The organism is Micrococcus sp. GbtcB5, assembly GCF_019091605.1.
GTDB lineage: Bacteria > Actinomycetota > Actinomycetes > Actinomycetales > Micrococcaceae > Micrococcus > Micrococcus luteus.
Map to the genome: position 1 here is coordinate 31077 of NZ_JAGXJK010000004.1, position 23155 is coordinate 54231.

Sequence of the window (23155 nt, forward strand, 5' to 3'; positions counted from 1 at the left end):
CCGCCAGTCCCGACGACGGCCCCGTCCCGGAGCTGCAGACAGGGAGGGGGCCGTGGTGTGTGCGGGGCGGGTCAGCCGGCGTCGGCGCCGGTCGCGGCCCCCTCGTCGTCGAGGCGCTCCAGGCCCTCGTCCTCGGAGTCCTCGATGAGACGGTCTCCGGCGATCTTGTCGACGATCATCGCGATGGCGGCGTCGCCGGTCACGTTGGTGGCGGTGCCGAAGGAGTCGATGGCGATGTACGTGGCGACCATGAGCGCGACCTGCGGCTCGGTGAAGCCGAGCATCGAGGTCAGCAGGCCCGAGGCCGCCACGATCGCGCCGCCGGGCACGCCGGGCGCCGCGACCATGGTGACGCCCAGCATGAAGATGAAGCCCACGAACACCGGGACGTCGATCGACTGGCCCGAGAGGAACAGCACCGCGATGGAGAACGAGACGATCTTCACGGTGGAGCCGGCCAGGTGGATCGTCGCGCACAGCGGCACGACGAACGAGGCGATCGGCCGGCGCACGCCGAGCAGCAGGGTCTGGCGCAGGGTCACCGGGATGGTCGCCGCCGAGGACGAGGTGCCCAGGGCCGTCGCGTAGGCCGGCAGCATCGTCTTCAGTGCCGTGAACGGGTTGCGGCCCGCGATCGCGCCCGCGACGACGTACTGGAGGAGCAGCAGCACCACGGTGAGGCCGAAGACCAGCAGGATCACGCCGAGGAACGTGGTGATGACCTTGAAGACCTCGCCGGCGGCGGTCATGTTCAGGAACACGCCGAAGATGTAGACGGGCAGCAGCGGCACGATCAGGCCCATGACGACCCGCTCGATGATCGATCGCAGCTGGTCGAAGCTCTCGTGCAGGGCGCCGCGCGGCAGCATCGTCAGGCCGATGCCGAGCACGAACGCGAGCAGCAGGGCCGTCATCACGCCGAAGGGCGGGTCCATCTGCACCTCGAACAGCGGGCCGAGCAGCGCGTCCTCGGGGTTGGCCATCCCCTCGAAGGACCCGGGCGTGAGGATCAGCGGGAAGACGAGCAGGCAGACCAGCAGGGCGCCGAAGCCGCCGACCAGGGTGGAGCCGTAGGCGATGCCGCCGGTCAGGGCCAGCAGCTTCCCCGCGCCCCGGCCGATGTCGCCGATGGCGGGGGCGACGAGCGCCAGGATCAGCACCGGGACGATGAAACCCAGGAAGTTCGAGAACAGCCCGTTGAAGGTGGCGAAGGCCTGCACGAGCCAGGTCGGCGCGACCAGGCCGACGAGGACGCCGGCCACGATCGCGACGAGGATGCGGGGCAGCAGGCCGACGCGGCGGCGGGGCACGGCGACGGCGCCCCCGGAGTCGGGGCCGGACGCGTCGAGGGCATCGGAGTGGGAGCGAGACATGGCCGACACGCTAGCGCAGGCCGTCCTGCCCGTCGCCCGGTCGGTAGGCCATCCTTGGCGGTGCCGGCGACCCCCGTCGTGGCGCAGAACACAGGGAGCGCCACCGTCTCGGGGAGCGTGCAAGAGCACGCCCGACCCACCCGGACCGAAGGAGACGACGATGACGGTCCTGCCCCGCCCCGCAGACGCCCGGGCCGCCCAGGGGCGCGCTGCCGGCGTGGAGGCCGCATGAGCGAGTTCCTCGCCTCACGCTGGCCCGACATCCTCTTCCGGGCGTGGCAGCACGGGTGGCTCGTGCTGCAGGCGCTGGCCATCGCCACCGTGCTCGCCATCGCGCTGGCCGTGATCGCCACGCGGATCAAGGCCCTGACCCCGATCGCGAACGCCTTCACGGCCGTCGGGCTGACCCTGCCCTCCTTCGCGCTCATCGGCGTCCTGATCCCCCTGGTGGGCATCGGGACCGTCCCCGCCGTCGTGGTGGTGGTCTTCTATGCCCTGCTGCCCATCCTCCGCAACGCGCTCGTGGGTCTGCGCGGCGTGGACCCGGAGGTGCTGGAGGCCGCCCGGGGGATGGGCATGGGGCCGGTGGCGCTGTTCACCCGGGTGCGTCTCCCGCTGGCCTGGCCCGTGATCCTCACCGGCATCCGGGTCGCGGGCCAGCTCGGCATGGGCGTGGCCGCGGTCGCGGCCTACGTCCTGGGGCCCGGACTGGGCTCGTACATCTTCACGGGGCTGGTCTCCCTGGGCGGCGCCAACGCGTTGAACTACGCCCTCGTGGGCACCCTCGGCATCGTCGTCGTCGCCCTCGTCCTGGACGGGCTGCTCGTGCTGCTCGGCCGGCTCACCATCTCGAAGGGACTGCGCGCATGAGCACCGACCGTGACGCCGGGGCCGAGATCCGTCTCGAGTCCCTGACGAAGCTCTTTCCGGGGCAGGACCGTCCCGCCGTGGACGCCCTGGACCTCATCATCCCCGCGGGGGAGACCGTGGTGTTCGTCGGCCCGTCCGGCTGCGGCAAGACCACCTCGCTGAAGATGATCAACCGCCTCATCGAGCCCACCTCCGGGCGGATCCTGATCGGTGGGGAGGACATCACACGCCGCGACCCCACCCGGCTGCGCCGTCAGATCGGCTACGTCGTGCAGGGTGGCGGGATGATGCCCCACCTGTCCGTCGCCGAGAACGTCGGCCTGGTGCCGCGCCTGCTCAAGTGGGACCGCCGGCGCATCGCCGACCGCGTGGACGAGCTGCTCGACCTGGTCGGCCTGGACCCGGCGATCTACCGGGACCGTTTCCCGCGCGAGCTGTCCGGCGGACAGCAGCAGCGCGTCGGCGTGGCGCGGGGCCTCGCGGCGGATCCACCCGTGCTGCTCATGGACGAGCCCTTCGGCGCCGTGGACCCCCTCACCCGCCAGCGCCTGCAGAAGGAGATGCTCGACATCCAGGCCAGGGTGGGCAAGACCATCGTGATGGTCACCCACGACGTGGACGAGGCCGTGCTCCTGGGCGACCGGATCCTGGTGCTCGAACCCGGCGCGCACGTGGCCCAGTACGCCACCCCCGAAGAGGTCCTGGCGCGGCCGGCCACCGAGTTCGTGGCCGACTTCGTGGGGTCGGGGGCGGGGCTCAAGCGGCTGGGGCTGCGGTCGGTCGACTCGCTGCCGCTGCGCCCGATCGCACAGCACCCGACGGGCACGCTGCCGGGCGGGCCCGTGCTCGACGCGGCCACCCCGATCAGCGAGGCCCTCGCCGTGCTGGTCACGGCCCCGGCGGAGGAGATCGCCGTGGTCCGTGATGGCACGGTCATCGGTCTGCTCGACTATCCGACACTGCGCGCGCACGCCCGCGCCGGCGACGAGCAGGCTCGGCCGTGATCGCCCGGCTGCGTGCGGCCTCCGCCGAGGACCGCCTGCTCCTGATCGGCCTGCCGCTGCTGGTGGCCGCCCTGCTGATCGGGTGGACCGTCTGGGTGCGCGGAGCCGCCCTCGACGACGTCGAGGCCCGGCTGCTGACCTGGCCCACCGTCCTGCGCCTCACCGCCGAGCACCTGGCCCTCGTCGGCGTGTCCACCGTTCTGGTCGTGGCGACGGCCGTCCCGCTCGGCGTGCTGCTGAGCCGCCCCGCCGCCCGGCGGTTCACCCCCGTCGCCATGGGGCTGGCCAACGCCGGCCAGGCCGCTCCCGTGATCGGTGTGATCGTCCTGCTCGCCATGGCGTGGGGGTTCGGCTTCCGGGTCGCCGTCCTGGCCCTGTCCCTCTACGCGTTCCTGCCCGTGCTGGCCAACACGCTGGCCGGGCTGCGGGGCGTCGACCCCACCGTCGTCGAGGCGGCCCGCGGCATGGGCATGTCGCCGCTGCAGACCCTGCTCCGGGTGGAGCTGCCCTTGGCCCTGCCCGTGATCATGGCGGGTCTGCGGACCGCCCTGGTGCTGCTGGTGGGTACCGGGGCGTTCGCGACGTTCATCGACGCCGGCGGCCTCGGCCTGCTCATCCAGACCGGGATCGTCCTGTTCCGTTTCCCGCTGCTCGTCTCGGGGGCGATCCTCGTGGCCGCCCTCGCCCTGATGATCGAGTGGATCGGCCGCCTCGTCGAGACGCTGGCCACGCCGAGGGGGCTCGCATGACCACCCCGCGCGCGACCACCCCGTCCCGCCGCCGCGGCCGGACCCCCGCTCGTGCCGCGCTCGCCGCGCTCGGCCTGGCGGCCTCCCTGGTCCTGTCCGGGTGCGGGCTGAGCACCGCCGGCGGCTACCTGCCCTCGGGCACGCCCGCCGGCGACGTCGCCGGGATCGACCTCGAGGGCGCCCACGTGGCGGTGGGCTCCAAGAACTTCAACGAGGGCGTCGTGCTCGGCAAGATCACCGCGATCCTGCTGCGCTCCGCGGGGGCCGACGTCGAGGATCTGACCAACATGCCGGGTTCGCTCAGTGCGCGCCAGGCCCAGGTCGCAGGCGTCGTGGACGTCGAGTGGGACTACACGGGGACGGCCTGGATCACGTACCTGGGCCACACCGATCCGATCCCGGACGCCCAGGCGCAGTGGGCCGCGGTCCGGGACGAGGACGCGCAGCAGGGCCTGGTGTGGCTGCCGCCGGCCGAACTCGACAACACCTACACCTTCTCCGTGCGCCAGGACCGGGCGGAGGAGCTCGGCCTGGAGACCCTGGCGGACATCAAGGACCTCCCCACGGAGGACCAGTCCTTCTGCGTGAGCGCCGAATTCGCCGCCCGCAACGACGGGTTCCTGCCCATGCTCGAGGCCTACGGGATCGAACGGCCCACCGGATCCCGGCTGCGCCAGATGGACATCGGGGCGGTGTTCGCCGCGGTGGCGGACGGGTCGTGCACCTTCGGGGAGGCGTACGCCACGGACGGGCGGATCGCCGCGCTGGACCTGACGACCCTGCAGGACCCGCTGAGCTTCTTCCCGAAGTACAACGCGGCCCCCATCGTGCGCGAGGAGGTCCTGGCCGAGCACCCCGAGATCGCCGACCTGCTGGCGCCCGTGACCGCGCGCCTGGACAACGCGACGGCCGCGCGCCTGAACGCCCGGGTGGACGTCGACGGCGAGGAGCCCACCCAGGTCGCGTGGGACTGGCTCCGCGAGGAGGGCCTGATCACCGACTGACGGTCACCCGCCGCGTGGCACGGCGGATCAGGCCGCCGTCAGCGTGCGCGAGTAGACCGTCCGGCCGGCGGCGTTGATCAGACGCACCCGGAACTCGCGGCCGTCCTCGGGGATCTCGACGTGGCCGAAGTACTGGTGCTCGCCGGAGCGCGGCGAGCCCATGACCGGCCCGTGCGCCTCGAAGTCCAGGCGCGGGCCGAAGGTGCCGTCCAGCGTGTTCGGGCCGAACGATCCGGCGTTGATGGGGCCGGCCACGAACTCCCAGAACGGCTCGAAGTCGGTGAACGCCGCGCGGTCGGGGGAGTAGTGGTGCGCCGCGCAGTAGTGGACGTCGCCGGTGAGGAACACGACGTTCTTCACGCCGTGGTCCTTGATCGCCTTCAGGAGGCGGGCGATCTCCAGCTCGCGGCCCAGCGGGGCGCCGTCGTCGCCGTTGGACAGGGACTCCTGCCCCGTGCCGTCGGGGACGATCAGGCCCAGAGGCAGGTCGTTGGCGATGACCTTCCACGTGGCGGTCGACGCGCGCAGCCCACGGATGAGCCACTGCAGCTGCTCGTCGCCCAGGATCGGGGTCTCGTGGGTCTCGAGCCCCGGGGTGTTCTCGCCCTTGTGGGTGCGCATGTCCAGGGCGAACACGTCGAGGGTCGCGCCGCGGGGGATCCTGCGGTAGATGCGGGCGGGCTCGAAGCCCGAGCCGCGGCGCAGGGCTGTGGAGTCGGCGATCGGCATGTACTCCTGCCACGCGCGGCGGGCGCGGGCGGCCAGCGTGTCCACGTCACGGACCTGGGTGTAGCGCGGGTCTTCGAGGACCTCACCCGGCCACCAGTTGTTGGTCGTCTCGTGGTCGTCCCACTGGGCGATGACGGGGACGTCCGCGTACAGGGCGCGGAGGTTGTCGTCCATCATGTTGTAGCGGTGGCGGCCGCGGAACTCGTTCAGCGTCTCGGCGACCTTGGACGTCTCCTCCGTGACGAGGTTGCGCCAGGTGGGCTCGCCGGCCACCTCGAGGGTCTCCGGGATGGGGTTGTCCGCGTAGATCGTGTCGCCGGAGTGCAGGAAGAAGTCGGGCATCGTGGCGTGCATCGCCGCGTAGCCGCGCATGCCGCCGATCTCCGGGTTGATGCCGTAGCCCTGCCCCGCGGTGTCCGCGGTCCACACGAAGGACTGGGCGGCGGAGGTCTTCCGGCCGAACCGCGCGCCGGGCGCCGTCGTGAAGCGGGCCACGGCCGACTCGCCCAGGCGGCCGGCCTCGTCCTCGAACGCGTACGTCACCTCGAAGCGGGTGTCGGAGGGCAGCGTGTCCGCGAGGATCTTCGCGGTGTGGTCGGTGGCCCCGTCGACCCAGCCGGAGCGCAGGGTCAGCCCGCGGGCGAAGCGGCCGCGCAGCACCTTCCCGTCCTCGTCGACCGCGCGCAGCGTGGCGTGCAGGCGCGAACGGCCGGACGAGCGCGCCCACAGCACGGCCGAGTTCGAGGTGACGTCGCCGGTGGCGACGCCGGACGGCAGCGTCAGACGGGACGCGACCAGGCCACCGGGGGTGTGGCGGGCCGGACGGGCGGCGGCGGGGCCGGCGAGGGCGGCGGGGGCGAGTACGGCGGCGGACGCCGCGGCGAGCACCGAACGGCGGGAGGCGGAGTGGGACAGGGGTGCGGTGGTCTGCTTCACGGGGCCAGGGTGGGGCACGCAGGCGAGGGACATGTGGCCTCGGGCTGACCCCCGGGTGAACGTCCGACGCCGGCCCCCGGCGGCATCGGGGTCGACCGGCCCGGGGCCGCTCAGCGCAGGGCGGTGACCGTCCGGACGGCGTCGACGATCGCGTCCGCCGCGGCGTCGAGCAGCGGGGCGTCGGCGTCCGGGCCGAACGTGCAGCGCAGGGCCGTGCGGGCCTCGTCCTCGCTGAGGCCCAGCGCGAGCAGGGCCGGGGACGGCTCGGCGTCGTGGGCCGAGCACGCGGACCCCGCCGAGGCCAGCACGCCCCGGCGGGCCGCCTCCTCCAGCACCGACTCGCCGTTCACGCCGGGCAGCACGAACGAGGCGTGACGCGGCAGCCGCCGCGCGGGATGGCCGGTCAGCCGCGCGTCGGGCACGAGCGCCCGGACGCCGTCGAGCACGCGCGCCGCGAACCGGTCCCGCAGCCCGGACCACGCGTCCGCGGCCGCGGTGCGCTCCGCCTCGGCCTCCTCGAAGGCCGCCGCGAACCCGGCGGCACCGGCCACGTTCTGCGTCCCGGACCGCCGGCCCCGCTCCTGGCCGCCACCGGGCACGAGCGGTTCCAGGGCGTGACCCGGGCGCACCCACAGCGCGCCGACCCCCTTGGGCCCGCCGACCTTGTGCCCGGACAGCGCCACGAGATCCGCCCCGAGGGCGCGCACGTCCACCGGGATCTGCCCCGCGGCCTGCACCGCGTCCACGTGCAGCGGCACGCCCGCCTCCCGGGCGACGGCGGCCAGCTCGGCCACCGGCTGCACCGTGCCCACCTCGTTGTGGGCCAGGTGCACGCTGACCAGCGCGGTGTCCGGGCGCAGGCGGGCGGCGAGGTCGTCCGCCGAGGTCAAACCGTCACGGTCCAGCGCGAGGTGCTCGACCTCGACGCCGTGCAGCCGGGCCAGCTGGTCACAGGACTGCCGCACCGCGCTGTGCTCGATCCCCGTGGTCAGCACGTGGCCCGCCGGGCGTCCGGCGAGGATCCGGGCGCGCACCGTGCCGAGCACGGCGAGCGCGTCGGCCTCCGTGCCGCCCGAGGTGAACACGACCTGCCCGGCCCGGGCGCCGATCGCGCGGGCCACCCGCGCGCGGGCGTCCTCGAGCAGGGCCGCCGCCGCCCGGCCGGCCTCGTGCGCCGAGGACGGGTTGCCGTAGACGCCGGTGAGGGCGGGCCACATCGCCTCCAGCGCGCTGCGCCGGACGGGCGCGGTGGCCGCGTGGTCCAGGTCGAGGGTGGTGCTCATCGGCGCGGCGAGCCCTCCTCGACCACGGCGTCCAGGCCCAGGTCCAGGGACTGGACGGTATGGGTCAGTGCTCCCACCGAGATCACGTCCACGCCCGTGGCCGCGATCGCCCCGATCGTCTCGAGGCTCACCCCGCCGGAGGCCTCGACGACGGCGCGGCCCGCCACGAGCTCGACGCCGGCCCGCAGCTCGGCCGGCGAGAAGTTGTCCAGCATGATCGTGTCGACCCCGGCGGCGAGCACCGCCGGGATCTGCTCGAGCCGGTCGACCTCCACCTCCACGTGGGTGGTGTGCGGCAGGCGGGCCATCCCGGCGCGCAGGGCCGCGGTGAGGGCCTCGCCCGGGTCGCCGGCACCGCCGAACCCCAGCGCGGCCAGGTGGTTGTCCTTGAGCATCACGGCATCCGAGAGGCTGAAGCGGTGGTTGTGCCCGCCTCCGTCCCGCACCGCCTGCCGTTCGAGCACGCGCAGACCCGGGGTGGTCTTGCGGGTGTCCACCACCCGCGCGTGCCCGCCGCCGGCGCGCGCGGCGGCCACGTGGGCGGCCGTCGTCGTGGCGATCCCGGACTGCCGTTGGACGAGGTTCAGCGCCACGCGCTCGGCGCGCAGCACCGAGCGGGCGGGGCCCGCGACCTCGGCGACGACGGCGCCGGGGGACAGGTCGGCGCCGTCGGTCAGGTGCAGGGTGACGGACACGGCCGGGTCGACGAGCCGGAAGGCGGCCTCGAGGGCGTTCGTGCCGGAGAGCACCCCGGGCTCGCGGGCCACCACGCGCGCGGTGATCCGGGCCTGCTCCGGGACGAAGGCCTCCGAGGAGACATCACCCCAGGGCGCGTCCTCGGCGAGCGCGGCGGCCACGATCCGCTCCACGTCCGGCTGCGGGGCCGGCGTCGCCGGGGCGCGGTCGGCCGGGGTCACGTCCCGGCCCCGGCGGACTGCGCGGCCGACTGCTTCGGCGCGACGGCCAGCATCCGCTCGAGCGCGGTGCGGGCCGGGTCGGCGACGGACGCGGGCACGGTGATCCGGTTGACCACGCGGCCGGCCACGAGCTCCTCGAGCACCCACGCGAGGTAGCCGGGGTGGATGCGGTACATGGTGGAGCACGGGCAGATCACGGGGTCGAGGCAGAAGATCGTGTGCTCGGGGTGCTGGGCGGCCAGGCGCTGCACGAGGTTGATCTCGGTGCCGATCGCGAAGGTCGAGCCGGCCGGCGCCGCCTGGATCGCCTTGACGATGAAGTCGGTGGACCCGGAGGAGTCCGCGGCCTCCACCACGGGCAGGGGGCACTCGGGGTGCACGATCACCTGGACGTCCGGGTGCTCGGCGCGGGCCTGCTCGATCTGCGCCACGGTGAAGCGGCGGTGCACCGAGCAGAAGCCGTGCCACAGCAGGACCTTCGCGTCCCGCAGGGCGTCCTCGGAGTTCCCGCCCAGCGGCAGGCGGGGGTTCCACGTCGGCATCTGCTCGAGTGGGATCCCCCTGGCGCGGCCCGTGTTCCGGCCCAGGTGCTGGTCCGGGAAGAACAGGACGCGTTGGGCACGCTCGAACGCCCAGTCCAGCACGGCCGAGGCGTTGGAGGACGTGCACACGATGCCGCCGCGCTCGCCGACGAAGCCCTTGAGGGCCGCGGAGGAGTTCATGTAGGTCACGGGCAGCAGGGGCACGCGCCCGTCGTCGTCCGGCTCGGTGCCGTAGACCGCCTCGAGCTGCTCCCACGCGTCCTCGACCGAGTCCAGGTCGGCCATGTCCGCCATGGAGCAGCCGGCGGCGAGGTTGGGCAGGATGACGGCCTGGTCCGGGGTGGAGAGAAGGTCCGCGGTCTCCGCCATGAAGTGCACGCCGCAGAACACGATCGCCTCCGCCTCGGGCCGGCCCTGGGAGGCCCGCGCGAGCTGGAAGGAGTCGCCCACGAAGTCGCCGTGCTGGACGACCTCGTCGCGCTGGTAGAAGTGGCCCAGCACGACGACGCGTTCGCCGAGCGTCTGCCGCGCCGCGCTGATCCGGGCGTGGAGCTCCTCGTCGGAGGCCCGCTGGTACTCCTCGGGGATGCGGCCCTGCACGGGGGCGTCGGCCGGGACGGCGTCGTCCTGCGATGCGCCGGGGCCGTAGGCGGGCAGGCCGGCGTCGAACGCCCAGGGGCCGCGGGTCAGGTCGGGGGAGCACGAGGAGCCGCGCGCGGCGTCCTTGTCGATCAGGGTCAGGGTGCGGGCCACCGAGGCGGTGGTCCCGGTCGGGGTGGTCATGGGTGACTCCTGGGTCGGGGCTGGTGGGTCAGCGGCGGGCGTCCGGCCCGGCGGGATCGGGGTCGGTCCCGGGCCCGGCGGGCCGGTAGCGGTAGAGCTTGGGCGGGCGGTGCGGGGTGCCGCCGCGGACCTCGCCGGTCTCCTCGAGGGCCCCGGCGGCGAGGGTGGCGCGGCGGAAGTTGGCGGCGTCGAGGCCGCGGCCGAGGACGGCCTCGTGCACGGCGCGCAGCTCGGCAAGGGTGAAGGAGGGCCCCAGCAGCGCGTGCCCGACGCCGGCTCGCGGCAGGTCCGCGCGCAGACGCGCCACGGCCGCCGCCAGGATCTGGGCGTGGTCGAACGCCAGCGCGGGCGGCGCGTCGGCCCGGTGCCAGCGCACATGGACCCCGATGGGCAGCCCGGCCACGTCCGGGTCCGGGCGGGACGCCGGGGCGGCGCCGTCGTCGTCCAGGACGGGGCTGAGCGCCCAGTGGGCCACCGTGAGGACGCGTCCGGTGGGGGAACGGTCCACGGCGCCGAACGCCGCCAGCTGCTCGAGGCGACGGACGGGACCGGGCACGCACTCGGCGGCCACGCGTGCGGCGACGTCGGCCAGCTCCTCGTCCGCGCCGAGCCACGCGCCCGGCAGCGCCCACCGGTCCAGGAACGGCTCGCGCATCCGCGGGACGAGGGCGACGCAGAGGCGGGGCACGCCGTGCGGGTCCGGGCGCACGCCGAAGACGGCCGTGGACACGGCGACGCTGACGCGGGCCTCAGCGACGGGCATGGGACCTCCCGGAGTGGACTGGCGGGGCTGTTCTGGTCAGTATGACACTGTTCCCGCCCATCTCAGAGGGTCAAGATGACTGGAAGTCGGGGGAGGCGCCGGTCCGGTCCCGCGCTAGCCTGAGTCGGGTGAACACGACCGCCGCCTCCGCCCTGTCCGACGCACCCCTGGCCTCCACCCGCATCGGGGAGGGCTCGCGCCGCGTCGCGTTCCTGCATGGCCTCATGGGCCGCGGCCGGAACTTCACCGGCCCGGCCAAGGAGCTGGGGGACGACTTCACGGTGGAGCTGATCGATCTGCCGGACCACGGCGCCTCGCCCTGGACGGACCGGGTGGACTACCGCGAGATCGCGGACCGGGTGGCTGCCCACCTGCGGGGCGGTCTCGCCGCCGACGGGCCGGTCCACCTGCTGGGCCACTCGATGGGCGGCAAGGTCGCGATGGTGCTCGCCCTGCGGCACCCGGAGCTCGTGGACCGGCTGATCGTGGAGGACATCTCCCCGCGGCTCTCACCGCAGGCCACGGACGAGTTCGTGCACCTGCTGGGCACCATGCTGCGCATGGACCTGGACGCGTACGACTCGCGGGCCGAGGCCGACGCGGCCATGGCCGAGCACGTCCACGACGCGCGGGTGCGCGGCTTCCTGCTGCAGAACCTGCGGCGCGCGGCCGGCCACTTCGCGTGGCAGCCCAACGTGGCCATGCTCTTCGAGCACCTGCGGGAGATCGGCTCGTTCCCGGACCCGGTGGTCCCCGAGGACCCGGCGCGCGTGTTCGACCATCCGGTCCTGTGGCTGGCCGGCGCCGAGTCGGACTACGTCCAGGACGAGGACGTGCCGCGGATGAAGGAGCTGTTCCCGCGCGTCGTGCGCGTGACCGTCCGTGACGCCGGCCACTGGCTGCACGCCGACCAGCCCGAGGCCTTCGTCTCCGCGGTGCGCACCTTCCTCACCGCCGACTGACGGGGCCCGTCGGGAGACGGAGACAGCGCCGAGGCCCGCAGACGCGCCGCTACGTTCCGTGCGTAGCGGCGCGTCTGCGGGCCTCGGCGTCGGGCGCGGGTGGGAGTAGACCCGTCAGCCGCCGCATCAGTGGGCGGGCGCGGCCTTCTTCCCGCGCAGGCGTCCGACGAGCAGGACCACCCCGAGCGCGACCGAGCCCCAGAGCAGGCCCCACACAGCCGACGTCGCAGTCTCCGTGAGCCAGCCGAGGAACGCGCCGGCGGCGTGTGTGACGGGCTCGACGATCCCGTGCTGCACGGCGTAGGGCCACGGCACGCCCAGTGCGTCCAGCTCCACGAGGGCGATGTGGCCGCCCACCCAGAGCATCGCCACGGTGCCGATGACGGTCACCACGCGCAGCACGTGCGGCATGGCCTTGACCAGCCCGGCGCCGAACGAGCGGCCGCCGGAGGTCGAGGCGTTCTGGTGCAGGTGCAGGCCGACGTCGTCCATCTTCACGATCAGCCCCACGGCCCCATACACGCCCACGGTGATGAGGACGGCCACCACCGCCAGGACCGCCGCCTGCATCCAGAAGCCCAGGTCGGCCACCTCGTTCATGGAGATGACCATGATCTCCAGGGACAGGATGAAGTCCGTGGTGATGGCCCCGCGCACCACGGTGTCCTCGGCCTCCGGACCCCGCTCGACGGCGGGCTCCTCGTCGTCGGCATGCCCGTGGCCGGTGAGCTTGCCCCACACCTTGTGCGCGCCCTCATAGGACAGGTAGGTGCCGCCGGCCAGCAGCAGCCACGGCAGGATCCAGGGGGCGAGCCAGTCGAGCAGCAGCAGGGCGGGCAGGATGAACACGAGCTTGTTGCGCAGGGAGCCCTTGGTGATCCGCCAGATCATCGGCAGCTCGCGGGCCGCGGCTGCGCCGGCCATGTACTGCGGGGTCACCGCGGCGTCGTCGACCACCACACCCGCCGCCTTGGCCGCGGCGCGTCCCGCCCCTGCGGCCACGTCGTCCACGCTCGCGGCGGCGAGGCGGGCGAGGGCGGCGACGTCGTCGAGCAGGGCTACGAGTCCGACCATGGTTCCTCCTGGGGTGGGGCCGACGGGCGCGCCGGTGCGCGGGCAGGGCGCAGGTCGAGCATAGCGGCGGGGACGGACACGCACCGGCCCGGTCCCGTGGGGGACCGGGCCGGTGCGTGCGCGGCCGACGAGGCCGCCGGTGGGCTCAGGCGTCGTTCTCGGTGGTCTCCACGGGACGGGAGCCCAGGCGGCCGTCGATGCGGAGCAGGCCCGAGCCGTCATCGCCGACGAGCTCGAGCTGGCCCACGATCTCGGAGACGGTGGCCTCCTCCTCGATCTGCTCGTCCAGGAACCAGTTCAGCAGCGGGCGCGAGTTGAGGTCGCCCGCGGACTCGGTGGCCCGGTACAGCTCGCGGATCGCCTCGGAGACCTTCTGCTCGTGCGCGAGCGCGGCCCGGAAGATCTCCAGGGCCGACAGGCCGGCCTGCACGGGCGGGGCCGGGATGGCGCCGATCGTCGGGAAGCTGTCCCGGTCGGCGACGTGGTCGATGAACTTGTTCGCGTGGACGATCTCCTCGTCCGCCTGGTGCCGCAGCCACGCGGCCATCCCGGACAGGTCCAGGTCGTCGGCGGCGATCGCGAGCTGGCGGTAGACCATGGACGCCTCGAACTCGAGGGTGATCTGTTCGTTGAACTTCTGCAGCAGGTCATCGGTGAGCTTCATGCCTCGAACTCTAGGCAGGCGGCCGGGGCGCGGTGAAGGCGCGCCCGCCCCTCATCGAGGAGCGACGACGGCGGGCGGCCGGTTCCGCCGGATTCGGCGCCCCGCGGTGCCAGCCCTAGGCTGGGCGCCGTGTCCGAGACCCGCCGCGCCCGCCCGGGCGTCGACCCCGTGTCGACGCCGCCCTCCGACGTGCCGCGGGGCCCGGGGGGCCGGGACGCGCTCGTGCGCCGCCGCGTGTTCCGGACGCCCCTGCTGCGCCGCGTGGTCTACGCGGTGGTCTTCGAGCTGCTCGCCATCCTCTTCACCACCGTGATCCTGGCGGCGCTCGGCAACGGCGGCGGGCCCTCGCTCGCCGTGGCGGTCGTGTCCTCGACCGTGGCCCTGCTGTGGAACATCGTGTTCAACTCGGTGTTCGAGACCCTCGAACGCCGCCTCGGGATCACGGGCCGGCCCTGGTGGGTGCGCGTGGCCCACGCCGTCGGCTTCGAGGGCGGGCTGATCGTGTTCCTCGTGCCCGCGGTGGCGCTGATCCTCGGCATCGGGCTGGGGGAGGCGTTCCTCATCGAGGCCGGCCTGCTCGTGTTCTTCCTCGTCTACGCCGCGGTGTACGCCTATGCGTTCGACTCGGTGTTCGGCCTGCCGGACTCGGCCGCCCGCGCCGAGGCCTGACCCGCCGCTCGGAGCAGGCGCGGCTCAGCGGGACGCCGGCAGCCCCAGGAACGCGCGGATCGCGGGCATCTCGCGGCGCACCTGGTCCAGGCCGAGCTCGTGGGCGGCGGCCAGCTTGGCCACGGACCGCTCGCCGTTGGCGATGGGCATGGTCTCGGGCACGAACAGATAGGCCCGTCCCTGCCGCTCCATCTCGAACAGGCGCTCGCGGGTGGCGTTGTACCGGCGCCAGCGCGTGAGCAGCGCGTCCGCGACGGCGGGGTAGCGCCGGAAGGTGCGCTGATAGAACGAGGGGAACCGCTCGGGCCGCTTCACGTACCCGCGCTCCCGGGTCAGGACCACGAGGACCTTCTCGAACCCCGCGTCCTCCGCCGCGGTCAGCGGGATCCCGCCGTCCACGCCGAGGGCGCCGTCCACGAACACGGTGCCCTCGGCGTGCACGGGGGGCATGAGGACCGGCATCGTGGACGACGCGCGGACGCGGACCATCAGGTCGGTCAGGGTGGTCATGTCGGAGCGGTCCCACCAGCGGGTCTCGCCGCTCGCGGCGTCGAACCCGCCCAGCACGAGCCGGGCGGGGTTCGCGCGGAACGTGGCGAAGTCGTAGGGCAGGTCCGCCTCGGGCAGGCCGGCGTGCTCGTAGATGTACTCGGCGTTGAACAGGCCCTTGCCGCGCACGAAGCTCAGCCAGTTGCCGAACCGAGGATCGTCGGCGAAGTCCACGAACGAGCGCCGCGCACGGGCCGGGTCGCGGGACAGGTAGTTCACGGCGTTGGACGAGCCCGCCGAGATGCCGGCCACGAAGTCCACGTGGATCCGCTCGCGCAGCAGTTCCGCCACCACGGCCGAGGTGAGCGCGGCGCGCATGCCCCCGCCCTCGAACAGCAGGGCCGTGTCGGTGACGTTGGACGTCATGGGCTCGGTCATGGTCGGTCCCTCCGTGTTCGCCGTCCGCCGAGCCGGGCGGGGAGTGCTCCCGTCCGGCCGCGCCCATCCTAGGCTGTCCCCATGGCGACGACCCACATGAAGAGCACCCCCGTCCACACCGTCGGTGAGCTGCCCCAGGTGGGTTCCCCCGCCCCCGACTTCACCCTCACCGGGGCGGACCTGTCCCCGGTGACCCTGCGGGAGCTGCGCGGCCGCCGCGTGATCCTGAACATCTTCCCGTCCCTGGACACCGGCGTGTGCGCCGCCTCCGTCCGCGAGTTCGACTCCCGCGTCGCGGACCTCGGGGACACCACCGTCGTGGCCGTGTCCGCGGACCTGCCGTTCGCCGCCGCGCGCTTCTGCTCGGTCGAGGGCATCGACCACGTCCGCAGCGGCTCTGTGTTCCGCTCGTCGTTCGGCGGCGACTACGGCGTGCGCATGACCGACGGTCCGCTCGAGGGCCTGCTGGCCCGCGCCGTCGTCGTGGTCGATGCCGACGGCGTGGTCCGTCATGCCCAGCTCGTCCCCGAGATCTCCGAGGAGCCGGACTACGAGGCCGCCCTGGCGGCCGCCCGGGGCTGAGCGTGACGCCGCCGGGCTGGCCGCCGCGCGCACGACGCTCGCCCCTGGCGTTCGTCATCGCGCTGTTCGGCGTGCTCGGGGCGCTGGTCCTGGCGGGGGGCCTCACCGCGCTCCTCGCCGGCCGGATGGTCGACGTCGCCGCGGACTCCGCCCCGACCGTGCCCGCCGCCGAGGCCCCGGCACGGGAGGCGGGCGAGCTCGCGGCGGGCCTGACCCACGTCCACGACGGCGTGACGGTGGACTGGTCCGCATCGGCCCACGACGGCTCGTCCCTGGACCCGGGCCAGCCGGTCGCGGACGCCCCGGGCATCCTCCTCGTGGAGACCGCCCTCGGCGCCCGCACCGGCACGGGGACCGGCATGGTGCTCTCCCCGGACGGGCTGGCGGTGACCAACTACCACGTGGTCGAGGACTCCTCGGAGGTGCACGTGGTGGTCGCGGACACCGGCGCGCGGCACACGGCCACGGTGCTCGGGCGCGATGCCGAGCACGACATCGCGGTGCTCGACGTCGAGGGCGTCTCAGACCTGCCGGTGGCCAGCGTCTCGCTGGACCCGGTGCGGCGCGGGGACCAGGTGGCCGCCGTCGGCAACGGCGGAGGCCAGGGTTATCTGACGGCCGTGCGCGGCACCGTGCTCGGCACGGACCGCTCGATCATGGCCGCGGCCGAGGGCACCGATCAGTACGCGCGCCTGTCCGGCCTGATCCAGACGGACGCGGACGTCGTGCCCGGCTACTCCGGCGGCCCGGTGGTGGACGACGCCGGCCAGGTGGTCGGCGTGACCGTGGCAGCCAGCGACGGGACCACCGCAGACGAGGTGGACGGCTTCGCGATCCCGCTGGAGGTGGCCTTCGACGTGGCGGACCAGGTCCTCTCGGGCGAGGAGACGGACACCGTGAGCATCGGTGCGGACGGCGCCCTGGGCATCATGGTCGGCGCGGATCCCGACGTCGGCGTCGTGGTCATGCAGGTGGACGCGGGCTCCGCCGCCGAGCAGATCGGCCTGGTCGAGGGCGATGTCATCCTCGAGATCGAGGGGCGGACCGTCGGCGACGACGCCTCCCGGATGTCCCGCCTGGTCAACGACCACAACGTGGGGGACCGGATCACCGTCCAGTGGCGCACCGCCGACGGCGAGGTGCGCGAGGCCGAGGCGGTCCTGCAGCCGGCCCTCGTGAACTGACCGGCCCCCCGGCGCTCAGGAGAGCAGGTCCAGTGAGAGGGCCATCGCGGCCACGCCCAGCAGCACGCCGCCCAGCGCCGCGGCGCGGCCCCCGGCCGCCCGGGCGGCGGGCAGCAGCGCGTCGAGGCTCACGGTCACCATCACGCCCGCCACGGCCGCGAAGACGGCGGCCAGGAGCGCGGGTGTGAGGAACGGGGCCAGCAGCAGCCAGCCGATCAGCGCGCCCAGCGGCTCCGCGATCCCCGTGAACGCGGCCCACGCGAAGGCCTTGCGCCGCGATCCGGTGGCCTGCCGCACGGGCACGGCCACGGCCACGCCCTCGGGAACGTTGTGCACGGCCATCGCGACGGCCAGCGCGAGGCCCACCGACGGATCCTGCAGGGTGCCGGCGAAGGTGACGAAGCCCTCCGGCAGATTGTGCAGGCCGATCGCCAGGGCCGTCACCGTGCCCAGGCGCAGCATCCGCCGCCGGTCCAGGCCGGCCGGGTCGTCGACGTCGCCCGGCATCTCCGAGACGGGGTCGGGGACGGCGCGCTCGAGCAGCACGTAGGAGCCTGCGCCGAGGATCAGGGCGGCCACCGCGACGGCGGTCGCCGCGGGGCCGACCGCCCCGCCCAGCCCCTCGACGGCGGCCGGCAGCATCTCCAGGAAGGAGACCGCGAGCATGACGCCCGCGGCGAGGCCGAGGGCGGCCCCCAGCCCGCGGCCCGAGGGCGCGCGTCCGACGATCGCCAGGACGCCGCCCAGCACCGTGGCCAGCCCGGCGAACGTCGTGAGAGCGAGCGCGGTCCAGAACGGGTCCACGGGGGAGGGCCTCCTGACGGGCGGCGGGCGGGGTGCGACCATCCTAGGGACTACAGGAGGAGACCATGACCGAAACCGCCACCGGCCCCGGATTCGCCCTGCCCCGGGGCGTCGAGCCGGGCCGCGCCGTCGTCGTGGGCGCCGGACCCAACGGCCTGACCGCCGCCGCCCTGCTGGCCCGCGAGGGCTGGGAGGTGGACGTGTTCGAGCGGGCCCCGGTGCCCGGCGGCGCGTGCGCGTCCGCGCCGGTGCTGGGGGAGGGGACCGTGGTGGACCTCGGGGCGGCGGGCCATCCGTTCGGCGTCGCCAGCCCCGTGTTCCGGGAGCTGGGGCTGACGGACCACGGGCTCGCCTGGCTGCACCCGGCCGTGCCGATGGGACATCCGCTGCCGGACGGGCCGGCCGCCCTCCTGCACCGGGACCTCGAGGCCACCGCCGTGGGTCTCGGCGTCGACGCGCGGGCCTGGCGGGCCGTGCACGGGGCCCTGGTCGACCACGTCGACGAGATCCTGGCGGGCGCGCTCGGCCCGGTGTTGCGACCCCCGCCCCATCCGGTGGCGATGGCCCGCTTCGGCCTGCGCGCCCCGTGGCCGGCCGATCTGCTGGGCCGGGCGATGTTCCGCACGGCGGCCGCTTGCGCCCTGTTCACGGGCTCGGCGGCCCACGCGATCCTGCCCTCGAGCCGGCCCCTGACGGCGGCGTTCGGTGCGCTCTTCGGCGCGCTCGGGATGAGCTCGGGCTGGCCGGTGGCGCGCGGCGGGTCGGGGGCGATCGTCGAGTCGCTCGTGGCGGTGCTGCGGGCGCACGGCGGGCGGCTGCACCTGGGCCACGAGGTCACGGACCTGCGCGCGCTGCCCGCCGCGGACGCCGTCGTGCTGGACCTGACCCCGCGCCAGGTGCTGCGCGTCGCCGGCACGGGCCTGCCGCCGCGCTACGCCGCGGCCCTGCGCCGGTGGCGCCCCGGGCCGTCCGTGTCCAAGGTCGACTTCCTGCTCGACGGGCCGATCCCGTGGCGCGACGCCCGGCTCGCGGGCGCGGGGACGGTGCATCTGGGCGGGACCGCCGCCGAGATCCGGCGGGCCGAGGACGACGTCGCGGCCGGCCGGATGCCGGCGCGGCCCTTCGTCATGCTCTGTCAGCAGCAGGCGGCGGACCCCACACGGGCCACCGGGCCCGCCCGGGGGCACACGGTCGTCTGGTCCTACGCCCATGTGCCCCACGGCCACCCCGGCGACGTCCGTCCGCTGATCGAGGCGGAGGTGGAGCGGCACGCACCCGGCTTCCGGGACCGGATCCAGGCCGCGGTCGCGATGCGCCCGGCCGACCTGGAGGTGTGGAACCCGAACCTCGTGGGCGGCGACATCGCGGGGGGATCGCTCGCGGGAGCGCGCGCGCTCCTGCGCCCCACTGCGTCGCCCCGGCCGCACCGGGCGGGCCGGGCCGGGCTGTATCTGGCCTCCGCCTCCACCCCGCCGGGCGCCGGCGTCCATGGCATGGGCGGGGCGTGGGCCGTGCGGACTCTGTTGGCGGACCGTCGTCGCTGACCGCGCCGCCGCCCGGGCGGAGCGGCGCCGTGCCGGGGTCTGCCGGGGTGTCGGCGACCGCTGTGCGCCACGGCTGAGACTGATCCGGATCCGGACTTTCGCGAATCGGAATGTGCCCGCTACAGTGTGGTTCATCTCACGGAACGTCCCGTCTCGGCGGAACGGCCCGGGGGTCGTCTCGCACCATCGGATCCCCACAGGGATGCGGGCGCGCGACGTCCTTGCACCTCTCATGAACGGAAGCACCTTCCATGAAGTACACGAAGCTCTCCGCTGCCGCGGCCCTGGCCGCCGGCTCGGCCCTCATCCTCTCCGCGTGCGCCCCGGGCGGCGGCAACGCAGGCGAATCCAGCAACGGCTCCGGCGCCAGCCAGGGCGGCGACTCGGGCGCCGGCAACGTCATCGAAGGGGACAAGGGCCAGAAGCTCACCGCCGAGGCCTCCGGGCCGGAGATGGCCGACCTGGGCGACGTCAAGACCCAGGACGGCTCCATCGCCTACTCGGTGGGCGCCGACGACTTCCTGTCCTACAACGGCCTGCAGTCGAACACGTACACCACGTACAACTCGGCCGTCGCGGACCGCATGTTCTCGTCCTTCTGGTACTTCGGCACCGACGGCTCGATCATCCCGAACGAGGACTTCGGCACGTACGAGAAGACCTCGGACGACCCGCTGACCGTGAAGTACACCATCAGCGACGACGCCAAGTGGTCCGACGGCACCCCCGTCACCGCCGGCGACTTCATCGTGCACTGGGCCGCGAACAACGACACGGTCAAGGCCGAGGGTTCCGAGACCCCGCTGTTCGACTCGATCTCCTTCGAGCAGGGCAAGTACATCCCGGAGGCGCCCGAGGGCGAGGCCGACGGCAAGGAGTTCACCGTCACCTACCCGGAGCCCTACGCGGACTGGGAGATCCTCATCAGCACCGCGCTGCCGGCGCACATCGTCGCCAAGGAGGCGGGCATGAGCTTCGAGGAGCTCGTCACCGCTGCGAAGGAGAAGGACGTCGAGGCGCTCACCCCGGCGGCCGAGTTCTGGAACGACGGCTGGGACTTCAGCCCCGGCGAGCTGCCGGACGCCTCGCTGGTGCCCTCCATGGGCCCCTACAAGTTCAAGGACGGCGGCTGGCAGGCCGGCCAGTCCATCACTCTCGAGGCCAACCCTGAGTACTGGGGCACCCCGCCGGCCACCAAGGAGCTCGTCCTCCGCTTCGCCGACCCGAAGACCCACGTGCAGGCCCTGCAGAACGGCGACCTCGACGTCATCGAGCCGCAGGCCACCGTGGACACCCTCCAGCAGCTCGAGGGCCTCGGCGAGGACGTCAACGTCCAGACCGGTGACCAGCTGACCTGGGAGCACGTGGACTACAACCGCGGCGAGGGCTCCGTCTTCGCGGACTCCCCGGAGCTGCGCGAGGCCTTCGCCCTCTGCCTGCCCCGCCAGCAGATCGTGGACAACCTGATCAAGCCGATCTATGCGGACGCCCAGGTCATGAACCTGCGCGAGGTCTTCCCCTTCCAGGACAAGTACCAGGAGGTCGTGGACGAGGCCTACCCGAAGGAGATGGACGAGCCGAACATCGAGAAGGCGAAGGAGCTCGTCGAGAAGTCGGGCGTCTCCACGCCCACGGTCCGCCTCGGCTACCAGGCGGGCAACCAGCGTCGCACCGAGACCGTCGCGCTCATCAAGAGCTCCTGCGACCAGGCCGGCTTCGACGTGCAGGACGCCAACTCGCCGGTGTTCTTCAAGGAGGTCATGCCGGCCGGTGACTACGACGCCGCCCTCTACGCCTGGGCCGGCTCGGGCCAGAAGGCCTCCGGCGCGAACATCTACCAGTCGGACGGCGCTCAGAACCAGCAGAGCTACAACAACCCCGAGGTGGACGCGGCCTGGGACAAGCTCGCCACCTCGCTGGACGAGAACGAGCAGCTCGAGCAGGTCAAGACCATCGAGAAGCTGCTCTGGGAGGACTTCCAGGCCATCCCGCTGTACGCTCACCCGGGTCTGGTCGGCCACAAGGCCGACGTCGCCAACGTGCGCGACACCGCCGCCCAGTCGGGTGCGCTGTGGAACGTGGAGCAGTGGGTCCGCGTCCAGGAGTGACGCCCCGCTGACCTCTGACCCGGCGGTCCGCCTCCCGCGGACCGCCGGCGTCGGGATCGAGGACAGAGCCCGGCCGGGCACCGGCCGGGCTCTGGCCGTGAACCGCGGCGAACCCGCACCCCTCCCTTTCCCTTGCACTCGCACGGAAGGTCACCCCCTGTTGTGCTGAAATTCATCCTCAAGCGCCTCGGCAGCTCCCTCCTGGTGCTGTTCGGCGCGTCGATCCTGCTCTTCTTCCTCGTGGCCCACTCGGGTGACCCCCTCCAGGACCTGCGAGAGTCACAGAACCCCAACCGCGAGACCCTCATCGCCGCCCGCACCGAATTCATGGGGCTGGACCAGCCCTGGTACGCCCGGTACTGGGACTGGCTCCAGGGCATCGGCGGCTGCGTCACCGGTCAGTGCGACCTCGGCCTCAGCCGGAACGGTCAGTCCGTCGGTGACCTGCTGAGCAACGCCGCGGCCTCCACGCTGCGCCTCGTGGTGCTCGCGACCGTCCTGGCGATCATCATCGGCATCGCGATCGGCATCGTCACCGCGATCCGCCAGTACTCCGGCCTCGACTACGTGGTCACGTTCCTGATCTTCCTCTTCTTCTCGCTGCCCGTGTTCTGGGCGGCCGTGCTCCTGAAGGAGTACATGGGGATCCGGTTCAACGACTGGATCCGCAGCCCCGAGCTGAACTGGCCCCTCCTCATCGGGGTCGCCGTCCTCGCGGGCCTGGTCCTGCAGGCCGTCATGGCGGGCGACCTCAAGCGGCGCGCCTTCACGTTCGGCGCCACCGCCGCGTTCATCCTGCTCGCCGGCTGGGTGCTGTTCGCCGTCGACTTCTGGCGGCATCCGCAGATGGGCCCGGTCGTGCAGCTGGTCATCGGCCTGGCCGCCGCCGTCGGCGCCACCGCGGTGATCTCCGGTCTGCGCAACCGATCGGTCCTCAAGGCCGCCCTGGTCACGGCCGCGATCGGCCTCGTCTCCTACTACGCCACCTACAGCCTGCTGTGGCGGACGCCGTCCGCGCTGCTGCTGGCCGGCCTCGGCGTCATCCTCGTGCTGGTGGCCATCCTGGTGGGCCGCCTGCTCGGCGGCTTCTCCAAGGGCTCGGCCGTGTCCGCCTCGCTGGTGACCGCCCTGATCATGGGCGTGGCGATCGTGGCGGAGCACCTGATGAACTACTGGCCGACCTTCCTGAAGGTCAAGCCGCGCCCGATCTCCACGATCGGCTCGGGCACCCCGAACCTGGACGCCCACTTCTGGGTGGTGTTCCTGGACCGCGGTGCGCAGCTGCTGCTGCCCACCATCCTGCTGACCATCATCTCGGTGGCCACGTACTCGCGGTATACGCGCTCCTCCATGCTCGAGGTCTCGCGCCAGGACTACATCCGCACCGCGCGCGCCAAGGGCCTGCCGGAGCGCCAGGTGATCCTGAAGCATGCGTTCCGCAACTCCCTGATCCCCATCACCACGATCATGGCCTTCGACTTCGCCGGCCTGATCGGCGGCGCCGTGATCACGGAGCAGGTGTTCGGCTGGAAGGGGATGGGCGAGCTGTTCGCCACCGGCCTGCGCGACGTGGACCCCATGCCCGTGATGGCGTTCTTCCTCGTGACGGGCACCGCCGCCGTGCTGATGAACCTCGTGGCGGACGTGCTCTACGCCGTCCTCGACCCCCGGATTCGAGTGTGAG

The 23155-nt window shown here is 73.4% G+C and carries 21 protein-coding genes; 11 read left to right on the forward strand and 10 right to left on the reverse strand.

From position 1 onward, the window contains the following. Positions 1-71 precede the first annotated feature (71 nt). A complete protein-coding gene (locus KVS67_RS02270) occupies positions 72-1373 on the reverse strand; it encodes a dicarboxylate/amino acid:cation symporter (protein ID WP_036316429.1) in 1302 nt (433 codons plus the stop codon). A gap of 228 nt (positions 1374-1601) precedes the next feature. Here KVS67_RS02270 and KVS67_RS02275 point away from each other — a divergent pair, with 228 nt between their 5' ends. The 4 genes from KVS67_RS02275 to KVS67_RS02290 are packed head-to-tail and all read left to right on the forward strand — an operon-like array spanning position 1602 to position 5000. Next, entirely contained in the window at positions 1602-2243 is a 642-nt protein-coding gene (locus KVS67_RS02275) for an ABC transporter permease (RefSeq protein WP_002855197.1), read from the forward strand. Further along, positions 2240-3247, forward strand: coding sequence for an ABC transporter ATP-binding protein (locus tag KVS67_RS02280; protein ID WP_134416722.1), 1008 nt, complete (start codon positions 2240-2242; stop codon positions 3245-3247). Before KVS67_RS02275 ends, KVS67_RS02280 begins: the two co-directional genes overlap by 4 nt. Then, entirely contained in the window at positions 3244-3996 is a 753-nt protein-coding gene (locus KVS67_RS02285; protein WP_036316433.1) for an ABC transporter permease, read from the forward strand. Before KVS67_RS02280 ends, KVS67_RS02285 begins: the two co-directional genes overlap by 4 nt. Further along, positions 3993-5000, forward strand: a complete 1008-nt coding sequence (locus tag KVS67_RS02290; RefSeq protein WP_134416720.1) for a glycine betaine ABC transporter substrate-binding protein — start codon at positions 3993-3995, stop codon at positions 4998-5000. Before KVS67_RS02285 ends, KVS67_RS02290 begins: the two co-directional genes overlap by 4 nt. Positions 5001-5027: 27 nt before the next feature. Here the strand turns inward: KVS67_RS02290 and KVS67_RS02295 are convergent, their stop codons facing one another. From KVS67_RS02295 to KVS67_RS02315, 5 genes are all read right to left on the reverse strand, one after another. Continuing rightward, positions 5028-6665: an alkaline phosphatase gene (locus KVS67_RS02295; RefSeq protein ID WP_052520106.1), complete on the reverse strand. Its 1638-nt coding sequence runs from the start codon at positions 6663-6665 to the stop codon at positions 5028-5030. Between the two features lie 110 nt (positions 6666-6775). After that, on the reverse strand, positions 6776-7948 hold the full coding sequence (locus KVS67_RS02300) for a cysteine desulfurase family protein (RefSeq protein WP_041104960.1): 1173 nt from the start codon (positions 7946-7948) through the stop codon (positions 6776-6778). Beyond that, positions 7945-8865: a carboxylating nicotinate-nucleotide diphosphorylase gene (nadC, locus tag KVS67_RS02305; RefSeq protein ID WP_041104958.1), complete on the reverse strand. Its 921-nt coding sequence runs from the start codon at positions 8863-8865 to the stop codon at positions 7945-7947. Before nadC ends, KVS67_RS02300 begins: the two co-directional genes overlap by 4 nt. Next, on the reverse strand, positions 8862-10190 hold the full coding sequence (gene nadA, locus KVS67_RS02310) for a quinolinate synthase NadA (protein ID WP_061867051.1): 1329 nt from the start codon (positions 10188-10190) through the stop codon (positions 8862-8864). Before nadA ends, nadC begins: the two co-directional genes overlap by 4 nt. Before the next feature lie 28 nt (positions 10191-10218). Next, entirely contained in the window at positions 10219-10953 is a 735-nt protein-coding gene (locus tag KVS67_RS02315; RefSeq protein ID WP_041104954.1) for an NUDIX hydrolase, read from the reverse strand. A gap of 128 nt (positions 10954-11081) precedes the next feature. Between KVS67_RS02315 and KVS67_RS02320 the strand changes: the two genes are divergently transcribed. After that, positions 11082-11915, forward strand: coding sequence for an alpha/beta fold hydrolase (locus KVS67_RS02320; RefSeq protein WP_041104952.1), 834 nt, complete (start codon positions 11082-11084; stop codon positions 11913-11915). A 126-nt stretch (positions 11916-12041) separates the two neighbouring features. On the opposite strand, the gene KVS67_RS02325 is transcribed toward KVS67_RS02320, so the two are convergent. Together KVS67_RS02325 and KVS67_RS02330 are read right to left on the reverse strand one after the other, a co-directional pair. Next, complete coding sequence (locus KVS67_RS02325) at positions 12042-12989, reverse strand: DUF808 domain-containing protein (RefSeq protein WP_041105414.1); 948 nt, start codon at positions 12987-12989, stop codon at positions 12042-12044. Positions 12990-13134: 145 nt separating this feature from the next. After that, positions 13135-13653: a ferritin gene (locus tag KVS67_RS02330; protein WP_041105037.1), complete on the reverse strand. Its 519-nt coding sequence runs from the start codon at positions 13651-13653 to the stop codon at positions 13135-13137. A gap of 129 nt (positions 13654-13782) precedes the next feature. Between KVS67_RS02330 and KVS67_RS02335 the strand changes: the two genes are divergently transcribed. Next, entirely contained in the window at positions 13783-14322 is a 540-nt protein-coding gene (locus KVS67_RS02335) for a PACE efflux transporter (protein WP_041105039.1), read from the forward strand. A gap of 24 nt (positions 14323-14346) precedes the next feature. Here KVS67_RS02335 and KVS67_RS02340 read toward each other — a convergent pair whose 3' ends face one another. Beyond that, positions 14347-15249 (reverse strand): patatin family protein, encoded by a 903-nt coding sequence (locus tag KVS67_RS02340; RefSeq protein ID WP_041105041.1) that lies wholly within the window; start codon positions 15247-15249, stop codon positions 14347-14349. Positions 15250-15330: 81 nt separating this feature from the next. On the opposite strand from KVS67_RS02340, the gene tpx reads away from it, so the two are divergent. Together tpx and KVS67_RS02350 are read left to right on the forward strand one after the other, a co-directional pair. Then, positions 15331-15831, forward strand: a complete 501-nt coding sequence (gene tpx / locus KVS67_RS02345) for a thiol peroxidase (protein ID WP_044659388.1) — start codon at positions 15331-15333, stop codon at positions 15829-15831. Positions 15832-15833: 2 nt separating this feature from the next. Then, positions 15834-17015 (forward strand): S1C family serine protease, encoded by a 1182-nt coding sequence (locus KVS67_RS02350; protein WP_044659389.1) that lies wholly within the window; start codon positions 15834-15836, stop codon positions 17013-17015. A gap of 15 nt (positions 17016-17030) precedes the next feature. Here KVS67_RS02350 and zupT read toward each other — a convergent pair whose 3' ends face one another. After that, the gene (gene zupT / locus KVS67_RS02355; RefSeq protein WP_044659390.1) at positions 17031-17819 is read right to left on the reverse strand and encodes a zinc transporter ZupT; all 789 of its coding nucleotides are present in this window, start codon (positions 17817-17819) and stop codon (positions 17031-17033) included. 65 nt (positions 17820-17884) lie between these two features. Here zupT and KVS67_RS02360 point away from each other — a divergent pair, with 65 nt between their 5' ends. The 3 genes from KVS67_RS02360 (at position 17885) to KVS67_RS02370 (ending at position 23154) form a co-directional block, all read left to right on the forward strand. Next, positions 17885-19363, forward strand: coding sequence for an NAD(P)/FAD-dependent oxidoreductase (locus KVS67_RS02360; protein WP_044659391.1), 1479 nt, complete (start codon positions 17885-17887; stop codon positions 19361-19363). A gap of 251 nt (positions 19364-19614) precedes the next feature. After that, positions 19615-21471, forward strand: coding sequence for an ABC transporter family substrate-binding protein (locus tag KVS67_RS02365; RefSeq protein ID WP_044659392.1), 1857 nt, complete (start codon positions 19615-19617; stop codon positions 21469-21471). A gap of 162 nt (positions 21472-21633) precedes the next feature. Beyond that, entirely contained in the window at positions 21634-23154 is a 1521-nt protein-coding gene (locus KVS67_RS02370; RefSeq protein ID WP_044659393.1) for an ABC transporter permease, read from the forward strand. Position 23155: the final 1 nt, after the last annotated feature.

Bases quoted from the DNA above. Each gene is read 5' to 3' on its own strand.
- KVS67_RS02270 (WP_036316429.1), bottom strand. From the start codon at position 1,373: ATGTCTCGCTCCCACTCCGATGCCCTCGACGCGTCCGGCCCCGACTCC.
- KVS67_RS02275 (WP_002855197.1), top strand. From the start codon at position 1,602: ATGAGCGAGTTCCTCGCCTCACGCTGGCCCGACATCCTCTTCCGGGCG.
- KVS67_RS02280 (WP_134416722.1), top strand. From the start codon at position 2,240: ATGAGCACCGACCGTGACGCCGGGGCCGAGATCCGTCTCGAGTCCCTG.
- KVS67_RS02290 (WP_134416720.1), top strand. From the start codon at position 3,993: ATGACCACCCCGCGCGCGACCACCCCGTCCCGCCGCCGCGGCCGGACC.
- KVS67_RS02300 (WP_041104960.1), bottom strand. From the start codon at position 7,948: ATGAGCACCACCCTCGACCTGGACCACGCGGCCACCGCGCCCGTCCGG.
- nadA (WP_061867051.1), bottom strand. From the start codon at position 10,190: ATGACCACCCCGACCGGGACCACCGCCTCGGTGGCCCGCACCCTGACC.
- KVS67_RS02315 (WP_041104954.1), bottom strand. From the start codon at position 10,953: ATGCCCGTCGCTGAGGCCCGCGTCAGCGTCGCCGTGTCCACGGCCGTC.
- KVS67_RS02325 (WP_041105414.1), bottom strand. From the start codon at position 12,989: ATGGTCGGACTCGTAGCCCTGCTCGACGACGTCGCCGCCCTCGCCCGC.
- KVS67_RS02330 (WP_041105037.1), bottom strand. From the start codon at position 13,653: ATGAAGCTCACCGATGACCTGCTGCAGAAGTTCAACGAACAGATCACC.
- KVS67_RS02340 (WP_041105041.1), bottom strand. From the start codon at position 15,249: ATGACCGAGCCCATGACGTCCAACGTCACCGACACGGCCCTGCTGTTC.
- tpx (WP_044659388.1), top strand. From the start codon at position 15,331: ATGGCGACGACCCACATGAAGAGCACCCCCGTCCACACCGTCGGTGAG.
- KVS67_RS02360 (WP_044659391.1), top strand. From the start codon at position 17,885: ATGACCGAAACCGCCACCGGCCCCGGATTCGCCCTGCCCCGGGGCGTC.
- KVS67_RS02365 (WP_044659392.1), top strand. From the start codon at position 19,615: ATGAAGTACACGAAGCTCTCCGCTGCCGCGGCCCTGGCCGCCGGCTCG.